This window comes from Demequina litorisediminis (genome assembly GCF_030161615.1).
GTDB classification, from domain to species: domain Bacteria; phylum Actinomycetota; class Actinomycetes; order Actinomycetales; family Demequinaceae; genus Demequina; species Demequina litorisediminis.
Genome location: NZ_BSUN01000001.1, coordinates 2549833 through 2568136, shown reverse-complemented (window position 1 = coordinate 2568136; position 18304 = coordinate 2549833). Strand labels below are relative to the sequence as shown.

The window sequence follows — 18304 nt, the reverse complement described above, 5'->3', positions numbered from 1 at the left end:
ACAGCCACACCAAAGCGTGGTCTGTAGGTGCTCCTTAGAAAGGAGGTGATCCAGCCGCACCTTCCGGTACGGCTACCTTGTTACGACTTAGTCCCAATCGCCAATCCCACCTTAGACGTCTCCCTCCCACAAGGGGTTAGGCCGACGGCTTCGGGTGTTACCGACTTTCGTGACTTGACGGGCGGTGTGTACAAGGCCCGGGAACGTATTCACCGCAGCGTTGCTGATCTGCGATTACTAGCGACTCCAACTTCATGAGGTCGAGTTGCAGACCTCAATCCGAACTGAGACCGGCTTTTTGGGATTCGCTCCACCTTACGGTATCGCAGCCCTTTGTACCGGCCATTGTAGCATGCGTGAAGCCCAAGACATAAGGGGCATGATGATTTGACGTCATCCCCACCTTCCTCCGAGTTGACCCCGGCAGTCTCCTATGAGTCCCCACCATTACGTGCTGGCAACATAGGACGAGGGTTGCGCTCGTTGCGGGACTTAACCCAACATCTCACGACACGAGTGACGACAACCATGCACCACCTGTATACGGCGAAAAAATCACTCCCTATCTCTAGGGATAGACCGTATATGTCAAGCCTTGGTAAGGTTCTTCGCGTTGCATCGAATTAATCCGCATGCTCCGCCGCTTGTGCGGGCCCCCGTCAATTCCTTTGAGTTTTAGCCTTGCGGCCGTACTCCCCAGGCGGGGCACTTAATGCGTTACCTGCGACGCGGAACTCATGGAATAAGCCCCACATCTAGTGCCCACCGTTTACGGCGTGGACTACCAGGGTATCTAATCCTGTTCGCTCCCCACGCTTTCGCTCCTCAGCGTCAGTAGTGGCCCAGAGACCTGCCTTCGCCATTGGTGTTCCTCCTGATATCTGCGCATTCCACCGCTACACCAGGAATTCCAGTCTCCCCTACCACACTCTAGCCTGCCCGTACCCACTGCAGACACGAGGTTGAGCCTCGTGCTTTCACAGCAGACGCGACAAGCCGCCTACGAGGCTCTTTACGCCCAATAATTCCGGACAACGCTTGCGCCCTACGTATTACCGCGGCTGCTGGCACGTAGTTAGCCGGCGCTTCTTCTGCAGGTACCGTCACTTTCGCTTCTTCCCTGCTGAAAGGGGTTTACAACCCGAAGGCCTTCATCCCCCACGCGGCGTCGCTGCATCAGGCTTTCGCCCATTGTGCAATATTCCCCACTGCTGCCTCCCGTAGGAGTCTGGACCGTATCTCAGTTCCAGTGTGGCCGGTCGCCCTCTCAGGCCGGCTACCCGTCGTCGCCTTGGTGAGCCATTACCTCACCAACAAGGCTGATAGGCCGCGAGTCCATCCCAGACCGAAAAAACTTTCCCAACACTCACCATGCGGTGGTGCCGCTTATCCGGTATTAGACCTCGTTTCCAAGGCTTATCCCAGAGTCTGGGGCAGGTTACTCACGTGTTACTCACCCGTTCGCCACTGATCCACAAGAGCAGGCTCTCGCTTCACCGTTCGACTTGCATGTGTTAAGCACGCCGCCAGCGTTCGTCCTGAGCCAGGATCAAACTCTCCGTAAATGCTTTTCAACAAACCCCGAAAGGCTCATCAACAAACGAAGTAGGTTCCAAAGAACCAGGTTTAATCTCTAGCAAGAGAACAAATGTCACTGACATTCATTTCATTACCAAAGGAATCCGTACATCACACCTCTATCAAGAGGCAGATGCCGGAGGTTTTGGCATCGACTATGTGGCACACTGTTGAGTTCTCAAAGATCGGAAGCGCACCTCATCTTTGCCTTTCGGCTCGGATTTGGGGCAACCCTTCTAACTTACACTGTTTGATTCGCGGTGTCAAATCGGCCTCGCGGCTCGGTTTTTTACCGTGTTTCATCCAGGGCTCTCTACTTTACACCCTCGAGCACGCTTCAGCGACCCGGGGTTCTCAGTGGAGATTGGCTGTCTGGCGGGGCGGGCCTCGAGACTTTCGCTCTCTTGTCCCGCGCTCCCTTCCTCGGCAGCAAGGAAGACATTACGGGCCTGAACGGGGTCCCGTCAAATCGCGTGAATCCCGGGCGTGTCGCACTCTCGCAAACGACAAAACCCCTGGCAGACGCGCTGAACGCGCTGCCAGGGGTTCGGATCGAGAGCGTTACACCCGAACAAGTCCCACGGATTTTTTTCCGCGACGTAGGACGAACCACCCACCCGCCAGAGCGGGATGAGCGGAGACAGTCATGTCGAGGCTCTCCACCTTCACGTTATTGACGTAGGCCCCGCCGTCCTGGACCGCACGACGCGCATCCGACTTGGACGCCACGATTCCCGCATCGACCAGTGCGTCGATCACGAGGGTGTCGACGGAGATCTGTGCCGAACCCAACTCAGCCGCGCAGCCGGCAAGGGTGGGCTCGTCCAACTCGGACAACTCCGCACGGCCGAACAACGCCTGCGACGCGGTGACCACGGCATCGGCCGTCTCGACACCGTGCACCAACGAGGTGACGTCGTGTGCGAGGGTCCGCTGCGCCTCACGCTTGAAAGGCGCCTCGGCCGTCACACGCTCCAACTCTGCGATCTCCTCGCGCGAACGGAACGTGAAGATCTTGAGGAAGCGAACGACATCCGCATCTTCGGTGTTGATCCAGAACTGGTAGAAGGCGTAAGGGCTCATGAGGTCGGGTGCAAGCCACACCGCGCCACCTTCGGTCTTGCCGAACTTCGTGCCGTCAGCCTTCGTGATGAGCGGCGTCGTCATGGCATGGACGGAGGCACCTTCAGCCTTGCGGATGAGGCTCCACTCCACCAAGGAGGTTGCCCCACTGGTCATTGCCGCCGGTTTGAAGGCTCGCGCCATGACGACGGTGCAGTTCGAGGTAGTCGTTGGCCTGCAGGACCTGATAGGCGAACTCGGTGTACGAGATTCCTTCGTCGGACGCGAGACGGCGTGCCACCGTGTCCTTCGCAATCATCGTGCCCAGGCGGAAGTGCTGGCCGATCTCGCGCAGAAGGTCGATGGCGGTCAGGCTGCCCGTCCAGTCAAGGTTGTTGACCATCTGCGCCGGGTTGTCGCCCTCGAAGTCGAGGAACCGGGAGATTTGTGCGCGCAGACGGTCCACCCATTCAGAGACAGTCTCGCGGGTGTTGAGGACGCGCTCCCCCGACATACGTGGGTCCCCAATCATGCCGGTGGCGCCGCCGACCAGCGGCAGGACGTGGTGACCAGCACGCTGCAGGTGCCGAAGCAGGACCAACTGCACCAAGTGTCCGTGGTGCAGACTCGGCGCCGTGGGATCAAACCCGCAATAGAGTGTGATCGGTCCCTCGTCCAGAGCCGCGCGCAGGCTCATCGTCACCGGTCGTCTGAGAGATCAGCCCGCGCCAGGCGAGCTCGTCGAGGATGTGCTCTGTCATGGTGAGGCCATTGTGCCAGGCCGATGCGGTAGTGAAGCGTCCGCGGCGCCATTGACGCGGACACACCCCAGACATGAGTCGTCGCTGGGTACGCGCTCTGTGCCCGCTCGTCGGCGCTGAGGGGTGGACATCCATGAGGGTCCTACCGACTGCGGTCGTCGCATACCCAGCGACTAGTTCGAGATTATGCGCCGTGACCTGAGAGGAATCTCAGATACTCGCACCGTTTTCCGCACCGTTCCGCGCTCACACCGGACCGGCGCCATCCACCACGACGTGCGCGGCGCCACGCGTCCCCTCGGCGGCAAAGTGCTGTGCCTCGGCTGCGGCCCACGCCCGCCACTGGGGCTCGGTGTCTGCTCCCTCACGCTCAAGCCATCGTCCGTGGCGCAGGTCCTCCGGGGCCTCCACCCACATCACGAAGGCTCGCGAGGTCGCGCGCGCAGCGTTGGGCGACCCCCACTCCCTCGATCACCACGACCTCGGCGGCAGGCACGGTGATCTCATTGCCACGTTCGCCGCGGTACCAGTCCCACCGCGCAAAGCGCGCCTCCTCGCCACGTGCGAGAGGGACGAGCACGCGGTCGCACAGCACCCCGTGCAAGGAGGGCAGCCCCGACCAGCCCTCATACATGTCGTCCGCATGCACCACGGGCGCATCGTCAAGGCGCTCGGCAAGACGCCGCGCGAGGGTGGTCTTTCCCGCTCCCGCCGGTCCGTCAATCAAGACGATGCGTGCACCACCGGCCGTCGGCTCGCTCGCAAGGATCCGCGAGGCAAGCGCCTCGATGGTGACGTCCACGAGCGATCGGCTCGCGGCGGCCGCCCACGGGCGGAAGTGGGCGACACGCGCCCGCGCAGCCTTGCCCTGTTCCACCACCCGCGCCGGGGCCGTACCGCCCACGCCATCGCGCGCCGCAAGCGACCCCTCAACGGTCAACACGTCGAGCACCGCGACGGTGAGGTCGGGGTGGATGGCCTGCAGGCTCGTCCTCGGTGAGTTCGTGCAGGCTCCTTGCCGCGCTTCTCACACAACCGCACGCACGCGCCCGCCACCTCATGAGCCACGCGGAACGTTGTGCCCTGCTTGACCATCCACTCAGCAACATCGGTCGCCAAGGAGAAGCCAGCGGGCGCGAGCTCGGCCAGCCGCTCCTCGCGGAAGCGCAGGGTCCGCACCATGCCTGCGAAGGCGGGCAGCAGAACCTCCAACGTCTCGACGGCGTCAAACGCGGGCTCGTGAACCTCCTGGATGTCACGGTTGTACGCGAGCGGGAGGCCCTTGAGGGTGGCGAGCAGTCCGGTGAGGTCGCCGATCAGGCGCCCGGCCTTGCCGCGCGCCAACTCCGCGATGTCGGGATTCTTCTTCTGCGGCATGATCGACGAGCCGGTCGAGTAGGCATCGTCCAAGGCGGCGAAGCCGAACTCCACCGTGGCCCACGCGATGACCTCCTCGGCAATGCGGGACAGGTCGACTCCGACCATCGCCGCCACCCAGGAGAACTCTGCGATGACATCACGCGACGCGGTCGCGTCGATCGAGTTTTCGCACGGAGCGAGGAAGCCCAGTTCATCCGCCACGCCCTGCGGGTCCAGGCCAAGCGTCGAGCCCGCAAGGGCGCCGGCGCCATACGGCGAGAACGCGGCACGCGCGTCCCAGTCGGTGAGGCGCTCGACGTCGCGCAGCAGCGGCCACGCGTGCGCCATCAGGTGGTGACCCAGCGTCACAGGCTGCGCGTGCTGAAAGTGCGTGCGCCCGGGCATCGGCGCGTCGAGGTGACGGTCCGCCTGCTCCAGCAGAGCGTCCACCACGTCGAGAATGCCGACCGCAACGATGCGCGCGTGACGGCGCAGGTACATGCGCGGCAGGGTCGCGATCTGGTCGTTGCGTGAGCGGCCCGCTCGCGGCTTTCCACCGACCTCGGGGCCGATGCGTTCGATCAGGAGCCGCTCGAGGGCGCCGTGGACGTCTTCGTCGGACTCGGCCGGGCCGACGGCCCCGGACGCCACGTCGACACGCAGCGCCTCGAGGCCGTCGACCATGGTCGACGTCTCGCCATCGTTGAGCAGCCCGGCACGTTGAAGCGCGTGGGCGTGAGCGATAGAACCGCGCAGATCGTCATCGGCGTAACGCCAGTCGAAGTGCGTGGACTTGCTCAGGCGCGCCAGGGCCTCTGCGGGGCCGTCGACAAAGCGGCCTCCCCACAGATGGCCTTCATTGGTGCCGTGCTGCTCAGTCATGATGGAAGGTCTCCTCAGCCGTTCAGGCGCTCGGCACGGGCGGCGGCCTGCTTGGCTGCCAGTCCGTAGATCTCGATGAAGCCGCGCGCTGCCGACTGGTCGAACGCATCGCCCTCGTCGTAGGTGGCCAGCGCGAAGTCGTACAGGCCCGTGTCAGAACGGCGGCCCGTCACCGTGGCACGGCCGCCGTGCAGCACCATGCGGATGTCACCGTTCACGTACTGCTGGGTGTCGGCGATGAAGGTGTCGAGGTTGTCCTTCAGCGGCGACGACCACATGCCCTCGTAAACCAGGCTCGGACCACTTCTGCTCGACGTGGCGCTTGAAGCGGCCCTGCTCGCGCTCGAGCGTGACGTTCTCCAGTTCACGGTGCGCCTCGATCAGCGCGATCGCGCCGGGAGCCTCGTAGACCTCGCGCGACTTGATACCGACCAGGCGGTCTTCAACGATGTCGATCCGGCCGATGCCGTGAGCACCCGCACGCTTGTTCATGATCTCGATCGCCTGGAGCGGGGTGACCTTTTCGCCGTCGATCGCGACGGGGATGCCGCGCTCGAAGGTGATGATGACCTCGTCGGGCACCGGCGGGAAGGCCGGGTCGTCCGTGTAGTTGTAGATGTCCTTGGTGGGCGCGTTCCAGATGTCCTCAAGGAAGCCGGTCTCGATGGCGCGGCCCCACACGTTCTGGTCAATCGAGAACGGGTTGGACTTGGTGGTCTCGATGGGCAGGCTCGTGACGTGCCGCGTACTCGATGGCCTTGTCGCGCGTCAGCGCGAGGTCACGCACGGGGGCGATGCACTTCAGGCTCGGGCGCGATCGAGGTGATGCCGACCTCGAAGCGCACCTGGTCATTGCCCTTACCCGTGCAACCGTGGGCGACGGTAGTGCCACCGAAGTCGCGGGCGGCCTTCACGAGGTGCTTCACGATGACGGGCCGCGACAGGCTCGATACCAGGGGGTACTTCTCCTGGTACAGGCCGTTGGCCTGGAGCGCTGGCATGCAGTACTCCTCGGCGAACTCGTCGCGGGCATCGGCCACATACGCCTCGACGGCGCCGCAGTCCAGGGCACGCTGGCGGATGACCTCGAGGTCCTCGCCGCCCTGGCCGACGTCGACGGCCACCGCGATGACCTCCGCGCCGGTCGCATCGGCGATCCACCCGATCGCCACCGAGGTGTCGAGTCCGCCTGAGTATGCAAGCACCACTCTGTCAGTCATGTTGTCTGTCTCCTTGAAATAGTCCGTGATGGGGGCCGGCTCACGGCCGGAAGATTGCTGGGGCGAGGGGCGAACGGCCTACGAGTGGCCGCCGCCCGCGGCTCGCTCGAGGAAGCGCTGGGCAAGGCGGAGTCCGCCATCGGCCTCGCGCGAAATGACCATGATCGTGTCGTCTCCGCCCACGCAGCCCAGGATCGCCGCGTCGTCGTGCTGGTCGATGGCGCTCGCGAGGTACTGGGCGGCGCCCGACGGCGTCCTGATGACCGCGAGATTGGCGGAACCATCCGCGGCCAGCAGGAGCTCACCACACAGGCGGGTGAGTCGCTGGTCCGTGTCCTCCGTGGCGGTCAAGGAGTCGGAGGTGGCGTACACGTGTGCCCCACCGAGTCCTCGCACCTTGATGGCGCCGATGTCGACCAGATCGCGCGACAGGGTCGCCTGAGTGACGTGGATCCCCTGCTGCTCGAGCCGCAGCGCGAGCTCGCCCTGGGAGCGCACCGCCTCGGTCTCGATGATGCGGCGAATGAGGGCCTGCCGAGCGGCCTTCGTCGCGGGGATCGTCTGTGCCACGGGGATCAGTGCTCCACGAGCCAGGTGAGCAGGGCCTTCTGGGCGTGGAGGCGATACTCGGCTTCGAGCCACACGAGCGACTGGTCGCCGTCGATGACGTCGGCCGTGATCTCCTTGCCGCGGTAGGCCGGCAGGCAGTGCAGTACGTGAGCGCCAGGTGCGGCGAGGCTCGAGCGACCGCGCGTTCACCTGGAACGGCACAAAGACCTCGGACCGAGCGTCTCCCTGCTCCTCGTCACCCATTGAGACCCAGGTGTCGGTGGCGATGATGTCCGCGCCGGTGACGGCCTCATCGTGGCTGTTCGTCACCGTGACGGAGCCGCCCGTTTCTGAGGCGATCTCCTCGGCACGCGACACGATCGCAGCGTCCGGCAGGTAGGTGTCAGGGGTGCCGATGCGGACGTGCATACCCGCGGTCGCGCCGCCCAGCAGGTACGAGTGCGCCATGTTGTTGGCGCCGTCGCCCACATACGCGAGGTCGAGCCCTGCGAGCGCCGACGAACCGCCCCGAGCATCGGCCACAGCGGCCAGGTCGGCGAGGATCTGGCACGGGTGGTACAGGTCGGTCAGAGCGTTGACGACCGGCACCGTGGTGCCGGCGGCCATCTCCTCGATGCGGACCTGGCCGAACGTGCGCCACACGATCGCGCTCGTCATCGACTCCAGCACGCGGGCGGTGTCCGCCACGGGCTCGCCACGGCCGAGCCTGCGAGGTCTGAGCGTCGATCACGAGGGGGTAGCCGCCGAGTTCAGCGACGCCTGCTGAGAACGACACCCTGGTACGCGTCGACGGCTTGTCGAAGATCACGGCGACGGCCTGCGGTCCCTCGAAGGGCCGATGCGCCAGACGGTTGTCGCGCATCGACAACGCGAGGTCGATGACCTCTCGCTGTTCCGCGGGAGTGAGGTCATCGTCTCGCAAGAAGTGGCGGGTCATCACCGGCCTCCTTCGTTCAGGGGATGCGCGGCCAGGTGGCCCTCGATCCAGGTGAGGAACGTGTCCGCCTCGGCGGTGGTCAGGGTGAGCGCGGGCACCAGGCGGATCGTGTCGGGGCTCGGCGGGTTGACGATGAAGCCGGCGGCGACGGCCGCCTGAGCGATCTCGGCCGATGCGGGCGCGGCAAGGCCGATGCCAAGCAACAGTCCCTCTCCGCGCACCTCCACCACACCGACCATCGCCTCGAGGCGCTCCCTGAGGTGGGCGCTGACCGCCTTGACGTTGGCGATGAGGTCCTCGTCCTCGATCACGCGCAGCGTGGCCAGTGCGGCGGCAGCGGCCAGCGGGTTTCCACCAAAGGTGGTGCCGTGCTCGCCCTTGCCGAGCATCGTCCCTGCTCGGTCGCCGAACGCAACCACGGCGCCGATCGGGAAGCCGCCACCGAGTCCCTTGGCGAGCGTCATCACATCGGGCTGAATGCCGTGGAGCCTGGTGAGCGAACCACGCGCCCGTGCGGGCGACACCCGTCTGGACCTCGTCGAACACCAGGAGAGCATCGTGCCTGCGGGTGAGCCTCGCGCGCCAGGGCCAGATAGCCGTGCGTGAGGGGGATCACGCCCGCCTCACCCTGGATCGGCTCGACGATGATCGCCGAAAGGTCCTGCGCATGGGTCGCCACCGCATCGGCCAGCGCCTGCTCATCGTTGACAGGCACGAACACCACGTCACCGATGAGGGGGCGAAGGGGGCCCGGTAGGCCTCCTTGTAGGTCAGGGCGAGCGCACCCGTGGAGCGGCCGTGGAAGCCTCCCTCGAGCGCGATGATGGTGCCCTTGCCGGTCTTGCGGGCCATCTTGATGGCGGCCTCGTTGGCTTCCGTGCCCGAGTTCGCGAAGAACACGCGCGAGCCCGTGGGTGCCTGCGCGAGGTCAAGCAGGCGCTCGGCGAGTGCGATCTGCGGTTCGGTGGCGAAGAAGTTCGAAGCGTGCGCCAACGTCGCGGCCTGCGAGGCAATCGCCTCGACCCACGCGGGGTGTCCGTGACCAAGGGCGTTCACCGCGATGCCGCCGAGGAGGTCGAGATAGCGGTTGCCGTCCGCGTCCCAGACGTATGAGCCCTCTCCCCTGGTCAGCACCCGCATCGGCACGCCGAACGTGCCCATGAGGGCGTGGCCATACCGCTGGAGATCGACGGCCCCGCGCTCGAGACCACCCTCGCCGTGCTCGCTCAGGCCGCTCATGCCCATAGATCCGTGTCGTCGGGGCGCACCATGGTGCCGATGCCGGAGGTGGTGAAGATCTCGGTCAGCACCGAGTGGGGCTCACGTCCGTCGATGATGTGCGCCTGAGGCACGCCACCGCGCACCGCTCGCAGGCATGCCTCCATCTTGGGCACCATGCCGGAGGCGAGGCTCGGGAGCAGGCTTCTCGACGTCGGACGCGTGGATACGACGCACCAGCGAGGTGCGGTCCGGCCAGTTGGCGTACAGGCCCTCGACGTCGGTCAACATCACCAGGCTTGCGGGCGCGCAACGCGACCGCGATCGCTGCCGCGGCGGTGTCCGCGTTGACGTTGAGCACCGTAGTCGGATCGTCAAGGTCGGGCGCGACGGTGCTGACCACGGGGATGCGGCCCGCGTGAATGATGTCCTCGATCGCGGCGGGGTTGACCTTGACGACGTCACCCACCAGACCGACGTCGACGGCTTCGCCATCGATCTGAGCGGTGCGACGCTTGGCCTGCAGTAGGCCCGCGTCCTCGCCCGAGAGGCCCACGGCCAGGGGTCCGTGGTCGTTGATCAGACCGACGAGGCTCGCGCGACACGGAGCCGGTCAGCACCATGCGGACCACGTCCATCGCCTCGGGCGTGGTGACGCGCAGGCCACCGCGGAACTCGGACTCGATGCCAAGGCGGCCGAGCATGTCGTTGATCTGGGGGCCGCCACCGTGGACCACCACGGGCGAGAGGCCCAGCAGGCGCAGGTGGACGACGTCCTGGGCGAAGGCCGCCTTGAGTTCGTCGTCGATCATCGCGTTGCCGCCGTACTTGATGACGACAATCGAGCCGCTGAACTGCTCGATCCACGGCATGGCGTCGATGAGGACGCCCACCTTCTGTTGGGGGGTGAGGTCGGGGTAATCGATGTCTGTGCTCATGAGCCTGTACGCGCTGTTCTCGTGGACGTAGTCGTGAGTGAGGTCGTTAGTCCAGATCGTTGCCGACGCGTCGCCCGCGTGAAGGCTCAACGACCACGGTGACCTCGCGGGGGGTGAGATCCACGAGATCGCGGTCCTCCCCCACGCCCGAGGCGCGGCAGACCTGAATACCGTTGACCCACACGTCGAGCGTACGGGCATCGAACGGTGCGACGTCGGCGGGCACGGTGCCAGCGGCGGAGATGATGCGGCCCCAGTTGGGGTCGTTGCCGAAGATCGCCGTCTTGAACAGGTTGGAGCGCGTGATCGCGCGGGCGACGGCCTCGGCCGCCGCCTCACTGGTCGCGCCCTGCACCGTCACGGCGATGTCGTGGCTGGCACCCTCGGCATCGGCGACGAGCCTGGCGGGCAAGGCTCGCCAGGACCTCCGTGAGCGCCGCCTCGAAGGCGGCCGCATCCGGAGTCTCACCCGAGGCGCCCGACGACAACAGCAGCACCGTGTCGTTGGTGGACATGCACCCGTCCGAGTCGACGCGGTTGAGCGTCGCAGCGACGGCCGATGCGAGGGCCGCCTTGGCGGTCTCGGCATCCACCACCGCGTCGGTGGTGACCACGCACAGCATTGTCGCCATGCCGGGCGCCAGCATGCCGGCACCCTTGGCCATGCCGCCGACCGTCCAGGCGCCGCGCTCGGCGACGGCGGTCTTGGACACGGAGTCGGTGGTCATGATGCCCTCGGCGGCGGCCTGGCCGCCCTCGGCGCTGAGGCTCCGCGATCGCGGCGTCGGCGCCGGCGAGGAGCGAGTCCATGGGGAGGCGGACGCCGATCAACCCCGTGGAGCACACGGCGACGTCGCCCGCCGCGACGTCGCGGCCCGCGGCGGTCAGCGCCGTGGCGACGTGCTCGGCGGTGGCGTGGGTATCCGCGAAGCCCTCGGGACCGGTGCAGGCGTTGGCGCCGCCCGAGTTCAAGATGACGGCGTCGAGACGCCCGTCTGAGGCGGCCTCGCGGGACCACGTCACCGGCGCGGCCTCGACACGGTTGGTGGTGAAGACGCCCGCTGCGACGTGGCCGGGGCCATCGTTCACGACGACGGTGACGTCCTTGGCACCGGTGGACTTGATCCCGGCCGCGACGCCTGCGGCGACGAAGCCCTTCGCTGCGGTCACGCTCACGGTGCGACTCCTGGAGGCTGCAGGCCGGTGGTCTCGGGGTACCCCAGCACGATGTTCATGGACTGCAGGGCCGCTCCCGCGGTGCCCTTGACGAGGTTATCGATGGCGGAGACCACGACGACACGGCCCGCCTTCTTGTCCACGGCGACCTGCACCAGGCAGGTGTTGGCTCCGAGGGTGGCGGCGGTGGACGGCCACTGCCCCTCGGGCAACACGTGGACGAATGGCTCGTCGGCGTAAGCGGTCTCCCAGGCGGCGCGCACCGCGTCCGCATCGGCCCCTGCGGCCAGCGGGGCGGTCATGGTCGCGAGAATGCCGCGCGCCATCGGGACGAGCGTGGGAGTGAAACTGATCCGCACGTCGTCGGCGCCCGCGACGGCAAGGTTCTGCACGATCTCGGGGATGTGGCGGTGCGTGCCACCCACGGCGTAGGGGCTGGCGGCGCCGAGCCCTTCCGACGCCAGCAGGTTGGTCGCGAGCTTCTTGCCCGCGCCGGAGTATCCGACGGCGAGGACGGCCGTGAGGTCCGTCGGATCAACGACTCCTGCGGCCACGCCGGGCTGGAGGCCAAGGGTCACGGCGGTGACGTTGCAGCCGGGCACCGCGACGCGCTTGGCTCCCACCAGCGCGTCGCGCTGATGGCCCGTCGGCGTGATGAGGCTCGGGCATGCCGTACGGCCAGGTCCCCGAGTGATCCCCGCCGTAGTACTCCGCCCAGGCATCGGCTGAGGAAAGCCGGTGGTCGGCTCCGCAGTCAAGCACGAGCGTCTCGGGCGGCAACTGGGCCGCGATCGCGCCGCTGGTGCCGTGCGGCAACGCGAGCACCACGACGTCGTGACCCGCGAGGGTCTCGACACTCGTCTCGACGATCTCTCGCTCCGCGAGGAGACGCAGATGCGGCTGGTGCACCCCCAATCGATCGCCGGCGGAGGAATGCGCGGTCAGTGCCCCAAACTCGACGTCAGGGTGCTCGCTGAAGACGCGCAGGACCTCACCGCCGACGTATCCGGAGGCTCCAGAGACTGCGACCTTGAGTGCCATGTGCATAACTATACAGACGAATGCATGAATGTTCGACGACCGTCGCGCGCGGCGCGCCGTCACCTCCGCCACCACATGGACGCGCCCCTGTCACACGTTCGTGACACGGCCACGGCACAATGTGCCCATGCGGTACCTGCGGCTACGCGTGATGCGCGACAAGGATCTCGATGCCGTGCTGCGCCTGAACAACGCCGCAGCGCCCACGATTCACCCCCTAACTGAGGAGAGCCTGGCGCAGTTGCGCGGCTGGTGCGATGTGGCTCTGGTGGCCTGCGACCGGACCGGCGACCCCATCGCCTTCCTGCTGAGCCTCGGACCGGGCACGCCCTACGCGTCTCCCAACTACCGGTGGTTCGAGGACCGCGGCACGCGTCACCAGTACATCGACCGGATCGTCGTCTCGGGAGCGGCACGCGGCACCGGCGTGGGCCGCGCCCTGTACGAGTCCGTCTTTGAGCGTGCCCGTGAGCGCGGCGCCACGGAGGTCACCACCGAGGTCTCGGTGGCCCCCGCCGATCCCCGCTCGCTGTCCTTCCACGAGGCACTCGGGTTCCGCCAGGCTCGCGGAGCACGACATCCTCGACGGCACCGCGCGAGTGGCGCTGCTGTCGCGGACCGTCGACGGCCTTCTTTAGGACGCGGGCGCGGTGCGCTTGTCCGCCATGTAGTCGGGCAGTACGAAGAACGCCGCGATGACGGCGCCCACCAGCAGTACCGCGGCAGGCAGGAGCAGCGACTGCGCCATCGCCGTGGAGAACGGCTCGAGCAGCGGCTCCGGCAGCGCCAGCGCCCCCGAGCCTTCGGCGGACATCGCGGGCGCTCCGCCGTCGCCGAGCGCGGCGGCAAGCCGACTCGACATGAGGGTCGCGATCGCGGCGGAACCCAGCACGGAACCCACCTGACGGGTCGTGTTGTAGACGCCCGAGCCTGCTCCCGCATCGCGCGGCGGCAGGTTGCGCGTAGCGGTCGACGAGATCGGCCCCCACATGAAGGAGTTGCCGATTCCCACCAAAGCCGCGGGCACCAGAAGCCAGAGCACGGGCACATCGGGCGTCATCAGGAAGAAGTACACGACAAGGCCAATGCCGCTCAGCAGGAGTCCCGGCACCGCCAGCACTCGAGGGTGGAGGCGATCGACGAGGCGGCCGGCCACCGGCGACAGGGCGATCGACGCCACCGCGGTGGGCACGGACATCAGCGCCGACTCGGTGGGCGTCAGGCCGCGCACCGTCTGAAGGAAGTACACGATGGGGATGAACTGTGCCGTCACGGCGAAGCCCACCAGGGCGATGGCACCGTTGGCCAGCGAGAAGTTGCGGTCGCGGAACAGGGCAAGCGGCAGGAGCGGCTCCCCGCGGTGACGCGCCTGACTCCACAGGAACAGGGCGATCACGATCACGCCGGAGGCGATGCACGCCCACACCCAGCCGTTCCAGTCGAAGCTCGAACCTTCCTGGATGCCAAACACCAGCAGCGTCATGCCGACGGCGGACAGCGCCACGCCCCACCAGTCGAACTCGTGGGCGTGGGTGGGCAGCGCGGGCACCAGGCGAGCGACCATCACGTACGCGACGATGCCGATGGGGACGTTGACGAAGAAGATCCACTCCCAACCGGGACCGTCAACAAGGAATCCGCCAAGGAGCGGACCCACGAGGGAGGCAACGCCTGCGGTCGCTCCCCACAGCGCCATCGCGGTGCCACGGCGTGACGCGGGGAACAGCCGGGTGATGACGGCCATGGTCTGAGGGCTCATCATCGCCGCACCAAAGCCCTGAACGGCTCGGAAGGCGATGAGGTTGGCAATGCCAGAGCCGGGAAGCTGGTCCGCGATGCCGCAAGCGAACGATGCGATGGTGAACACGACGAGGCCGATGAGGTAAAGGCGGCGGGGCCCGAACCTATCGCCGAGGCGGCCCGTGATGAGTAGCGGCACGGCGTACGTGAGCAGGTAGGCGCTCGTCACCCACAGGACCTGGGTCGTTGACGCATCGAGCGATGCCTGAATCGAGGGGTTCGCGATCGACACGATCGTCACGTCCACCAGGATCATGAAGAAGCCGATCATGAGCGCCCAGAGCGCCGGCCAGGGGTTCTGTTCGGCGGTGGCGTCAGCGACGCGGGGTGAGGACTCGGTCACGCGTTTTCCTTGTCAAGAGAGGTGGGGGTGGGGGTGCGGAACGGGGCTTCCCAGTCAAGGGCCCCGCTCGCGAGATCGGACAGGAGAGAGTCGACCCACGCGAGGCTCCGCGTCGAGACGATGAAGGGTGAACTCCTTGCCCAGGAGCATCCGCCGCGGCACGCCCTTGTCGAGCGCCGCCTCCTGAAATACCCGCACGGCGGCACGTTCGCGTGCGACGGCGTCACGCCGCTCAGCGAGCACCCGCTCCACCTCTGCGCGGGTCAGAAAGTGCGCCTCGCCCACGGCGACGGGCAACACGGGGAACTCGGCGCGGGGGGCCTGCAGCCACACGATGACCTGGCGCTCCATCGCGTCGCGCCCAGCCTTGAGGAGCCGATAGGTAGTGCGCTCGGGCCGGTTGCCCTCGCGGTCGACGCCTGAAACCTCGATAAGTCCGTCTCGCTCCAGGCGCTCGATCGCGTGGTAGAGGCTCGGGATGCGGAGTTTGACGTCCTGGTCCTGCCCGCGAGCGCGGAGAAGCTGGGCAATCTCGTACGGGTGCATGGGCCGCTCTGCGAGCAACGCGAGGGCGCAGACCGCCAACGGGGTCAGCCTCTCGGGCACGGCACCCTCCCAATAGTCCAGGTGGAGTATTCAACGCCGACTAGTGTGACATACCCTTCCCGCTTCCGCGGACGCGAGAGGCCTCGCGGCTCGCTAGCCTGGAGTGCATGCGCATCCTCATCGTCGGAGGGACCGGGCTGATCTCCTCTGAGATCGCGGCCGCGGCCCACGCGGCAGGCCACGATCTCACCTTGCTGACCCGGGGCCGCTCCTCAACCGTCACGCCGCCGCCTGGGGCGGCCAGCATCGTCGCCGATGCGACAGACCCCTTGGCACTGCGCGATGCCCTGCGCGAGTATCGCGATCGGGGCGAACGGTTTGATGCCGTGCTCCAGTCGATTGCCTTCACCCCCGAGCACGTGGCGCAGGATGTCGAGACGTTCGCCCCCTGACGGACCAGTACCTCCTCATCGCCACCTCGGCGAGCCTACGCCACGTGGGACCGGCTCCATGCGACCACCGAGGACGACCCACAGGAGAACCTGTTCTGGGACTACGCGCGGCAGAAGGCCAGAGCCGAGGAGGTCCTGCGCGAACGTGCGACCGCCGCAGGGCTCGGCTACACCATCGTGCGGCCCGCCCACACGTACGGCCCCAGCAAGATTCCCGCATACACGGGCAATAGCGCGCACCCCTGGACCATCGTGGACCGGATGCGCCGCGGGGCGGACATCGTGATCCCCGGGGACGGCACCGGCCTGTGGACGCTGACGCACGCGCGGGATCTCGCCGCGGCGGCGGTGGGGCTCATGGGCCTCGACCGCGCCCTCGGCGAGGCCGTGCACATCACGTCGAGCGAGGCCCTCACCTGGAACGCCATCTATGGCACCATCGCGGACGCCGCAGGGATCTCACCCGAGCGGTTCGGCCAGCAGCGCGTGTGCGTACCCTCCGACGCTCTCGTGGCGGCCACCCCTGACCAGGCTGGCTCGATCTACGGCGACAAGATGCACCCTGCCGTGTACGACACGAGGAAAATCCGCGACCTTGTGCCCGGGTGGGAGGCGCGGATTCCGTTCACCGAAGGCATTCGCGAGTGCATCGCCTGGTTTGAGGCCGATCCGGCCCGCCAGAGCGTGGACGCCCGCGCCAACGCCATGTTTGACCGGCTCGCGAGCATCTACCGCCGCGCGCTCGACGAGGCGGGCCGATGAGCCTCTTTCGCCGCCGCAAGCCCCTGGCCCCCGCGATCGATGACGACGCCGCGCGCGTCCGCCTGCTCGACGCCGCCGTCTCCGTGCTGGGACGCGACGCGGGAGCACCCCTGGGAACCGTGGCACGTCGCGCCCAGGTGGATGACGAGACGGCGCGACGCCTCTTTCCCACCCGCCACGCCCTCGTGGAAGCGACCGTGGTGCGCGGCGCCACCCGCATCGCGGGCGCTGCGTTCCTCGACGATGGCGAGCCCCGTGAGCAGATCGCGATGCTCATAGGCCGCGTGTGGCAGGACCAGGCGCCGGTACTGCCGCTGACGCGGCTCGGCGCGCGAGGCCCGTACCGCCGCTCCGTCGAACGCGCCCTCTCCCCCTGCGCGCCACGTTGCGCGAAGCCATCGCGTTAGCCGCCGAGCGTGGCGAGGTGCGCGCCGACATCTCCCCCGCTGCCGTGAGTGGTTGGTCGAACAGGCCGTCATCGATGTGATCGAGGCCGCCGAGGCTCAGGCCCTTGCCGGCGCTGACCCGCTCCAACTCGCCATGACCCACGCCCTCTGTGCCGCAGGCATCGGCTGGGGCGACGCGACCGACGTGGCGATTGCCGCGCGCGCTCGCCTCGCCGACGTCGACTCGCGCCGCGGCTGAACGCGCCTCAGGAGAACACCATGCACGCCATCGCCGCACTCGACGCACGACCCGTCACCGACCCCCTGGCGCTACGCGACATCGACGCGCCCGAGCCGCTTGTCCGCGAGAACGACCTCCTCATCCGGGTGGAGGCGGTCTCCGTCAATCCCACGGATGTCAAGCGGCGCTCCAAGGTCAAGGCCGACGGCAAGGCGCGCATCCTCGGCTTCGACGGCGCCGGCACCGTGGTGGGCCTTGGCGACGCGGTCAGCGATTTCGAGGTGGGCGACGCCGTGTGGTGGTCGGGTGACGCCTTCCGCGATGGTGCGAACGCAGACCTCCAGGCCGTGGACCACCGCATCGTGTCCCGCAAGCCCGCCAGCATTGACTTCGCGGACGCCGCCTCGTTGCCGCTGACCACCATCACCGCGTGGGAGGGCATGTTCGAGCGGATGCGCATCAACCGCGAGGATGCGGGGACGCTCCTCATGGTGGGTGGGGCAGGAGGCGTCGGCTCCATCCTCACGCAACTCGCGAAGCGACTCACCAACCTTCACGTGATCGCGACGGCGTCGCGCGAGGAATCCGCCCAGTGGTGTCGCCGCATGGGAGCCGACGCCGTCGTGAACCACCGGGACTTGCTCGGCGAGGTGACCTCGCTCGCGCCGGGCGGGATCGACTACGTGTTCTCGTCGTACACCCCTGGCAATATCCCGGCGTATGCGGAGATGCTGCGGCCCTTCGGGCAGATCGTGTCCATCGACGGCGGCGCCCTCGATCTCCTTCCCCTGTTCCCCAAGTCCATCGGCTTCCATTGGGAGTACATGTTCGCGCGGTCGCGGTACGGCACGTGGGACATGGCAGAGCAAGGCCGGATGCTCGCCGAAACCGCGGACCTCGTCGACGCGGGCGGCATCGTGCCGACGGCAACCGTTCGCATCAACGACTTCTCGGCCGCCGGCATCCTCGAGGCGCACCAACTTGTCGAGTCCGGCTCCGTCATCGGCAAGGTCGTGATCCACCGCTAGCGAG

The 18304-nt window shown here is 67.1% G+C and carries 8 protein-coding genes, 1 rRNA gene and 10 pseudogenes; 6 read left to right on the top strand and 13 right to left on the bottom strand.

Annotation, left to right across the window (positions count from 1 at the left end; all coding sequences use genetic code 11):
• Positions 1–38 precede the first annotated feature (38 nt).
• The 11 genes and pseudogenes from QQK48_RS15700 to argC all read right to left on the bottom strand — a co-directional run bounded on the left by QQK48_RS15700 (position 39) and on the right by argC (position 12742).
• Positions 39–1565: ribosomal RNA gene (locus QQK48_RS15700) — 16S ribosomal RNA — on the bottom strand.
• A gap of 574 nt (positions 1566–2139) precedes the next feature.
• Positions 2140–3401, bottom strand: a pseudogene (gene tyrS, locus QQK48_RS15695) (tyrosine--tRNA ligase).
• A gap of 370 nt (positions 3402–3771) precedes the next feature.
• The gene (locus QQK48_RS15690) at positions 3772–4353 is read right to left on the bottom strand and encodes an AAA family ATPase (protein ID WP_284329070.1); all 582 of its coding nucleotides are present in this window, start codon (positions 4351–4353) and stop codon (positions 3772–3774) included.
• The gene (gene argH, locus QQK48_RS15685; RefSeq protein WP_284329069.1) at positions 4338–5642 is read right to left on the bottom strand and encodes an argininosuccinate lyase; all 1305 of its coding nucleotides are present in this window, start codon (positions 5640–5642) and stop codon (positions 4338–4340) included. Before argH ends, QQK48_RS15690 begins: the two co-directional genes overlap by 16 nt.
• Before the next feature lie 14 nt (positions 5643–5656).
• Positions 5657–6862 (bottom strand): annotated as a pseudogene (locus tag QQK48_RS15680) (argininosuccinate synthase).
• A 78-nt stretch (positions 6863–6940) separates the two neighbouring features.
• Positions 6941–7399 (bottom strand): annotated as a pseudogene (argR, locus tag QQK48_RS15675) (arginine repressor); the annotation flags it as partial.
• Positions 7400–7437: 38 nt separating this feature from the next.
• A pseudogene (argF, locus tag QQK48_RS15670) lies at positions 7438–8369 on the bottom strand (ornithine carbamoyltransferase).
• Positions 8369–9608: pseudogene (locus QQK48_RS15665) on the bottom strand (acetylornithine transaminase). Before QQK48_RS15665 ends, argF begins: the two co-directional pseudogenes overlap by 1 nt.
• Positions 9605–10525: pseudogene (gene argB, locus QQK48_RS15660) on the bottom strand (acetylglutamate kinase). The pseudogenes QQK48_RS15665 and argB overlap by 4 nt, the downstream one beginning before the upstream one ends.
• Positions 10526–10531: 6 nt before the next feature.
• Positions 10532–11701, bottom strand: a pseudogene (gene argJ / locus QQK48_RS15655) (bifunctional glutamate N-acetyltransferase/amino-acid acetyltransferase ArgJ); the annotation flags it as partial.
• Positions 11698–12742: pseudogene (gene argC, locus QQK48_RS15650) on the bottom strand (N-acetyl-gamma-glutamyl-phosphate reductase). The pseudogenes argC and argJ, both read right to left, overlap by 4 nt.
• A gap of 28 nt (positions 12743–12770) precedes the next feature.
• On the opposite strand from argC, the pseudogene QQK48_RS22225 reads away from it, so the two are divergent.
• Positions 12771–13295 (top strand): annotated as a pseudogene (locus tag QQK48_RS22225) (GNAT family N-acetyltransferase); the annotation flags it as partial.
• A gap of 81 nt (positions 13296–13376) precedes the next feature.
• On the opposite strand, the gene QQK48_RS15645 reads toward QQK48_RS22225, so the two are convergent.
• Both QQK48_RS15645 and QQK48_RS15640 read right to left on the bottom strand, forming a co-directional pair.
• Positions 13377–14813, bottom strand: a complete 1437-nt coding sequence (locus tag QQK48_RS15645; RefSeq protein ID WP_284329430.1) for a DHA2 family efflux MFS transporter permease subunit — start codon at positions 14811–14813, stop codon at positions 13377–13379.
• Between the two features lie 126 nt (positions 14814–14939).
• A complete protein-coding gene (locus QQK48_RS15640; RefSeq protein WP_284329067.1) occupies positions 14940–15491 on the bottom strand; it encodes a PadR family transcriptional regulator in 552 nt (183 codons plus the stop codon).
• A gap of 107 nt (positions 15492–15598) precedes the next feature.
• Here QQK48_RS15640 and QQK48_RS15635 point away from each other — a divergent pair, with 107 nt between their 5' ends.
• From QQK48_RS15635 to QQK48_RS15615, 5 genes and pseudogenes are all read left to right on the top strand, one after another.
• Positions 15599–15883 carry an NAD-dependent epimerase/dehydratase family protein gene (locus tag QQK48_RS15635; RefSeq protein ID WP_284329066.1) on the top strand — a complete coding sequence of 95 codons (285 nt, stop codon included), beginning with the start codon at positions 15599–15601 and terminating at the stop codon, positions 15881–15883.
• A 72-nt stretch (positions 15884–15955) separates the two neighbouring features.
• Positions 15956–16645, top strand: a pseudogene (locus tag QQK48_RS15630) (NAD-dependent epimerase/dehydratase family protein); the annotation flags it as partial.
• Positions 16642–17052 carry a hypothetical protein gene (locus QQK48_RS15625; RefSeq protein ID WP_284329065.1) on the top strand — a complete coding sequence of 137 codons (411 nt, stop codon included), beginning with the start codon at positions 16642–16644 and terminating at the stop codon, positions 17050–17052. The pseudogene QQK48_RS15630 and the gene QQK48_RS15625, both read left to right, overlap by 4 nt.
• Positions 17053–17104: 52 nt before the next feature.
• Positions 17105–17290: a hypothetical protein gene (locus QQK48_RS15620; protein ID WP_284329064.1), complete on the top strand. Its 186-nt coding sequence runs from the start codon at positions 17105–17107 to the stop codon at positions 17288–17290.
• Positions 17291–17310: 20 nt separating this feature from the next.
• Positions 17311–18300 carry a zinc-binding alcohol dehydrogenase family protein gene (locus tag QQK48_RS15615; protein WP_284329063.1) on the top strand — a complete coding sequence of 330 codons (990 nt, stop codon included), beginning with the start codon at positions 17311–17313 and terminating at the stop codon, positions 18298–18300.
• Positions 18301–18304: the final 4 nt, after the last annotated feature.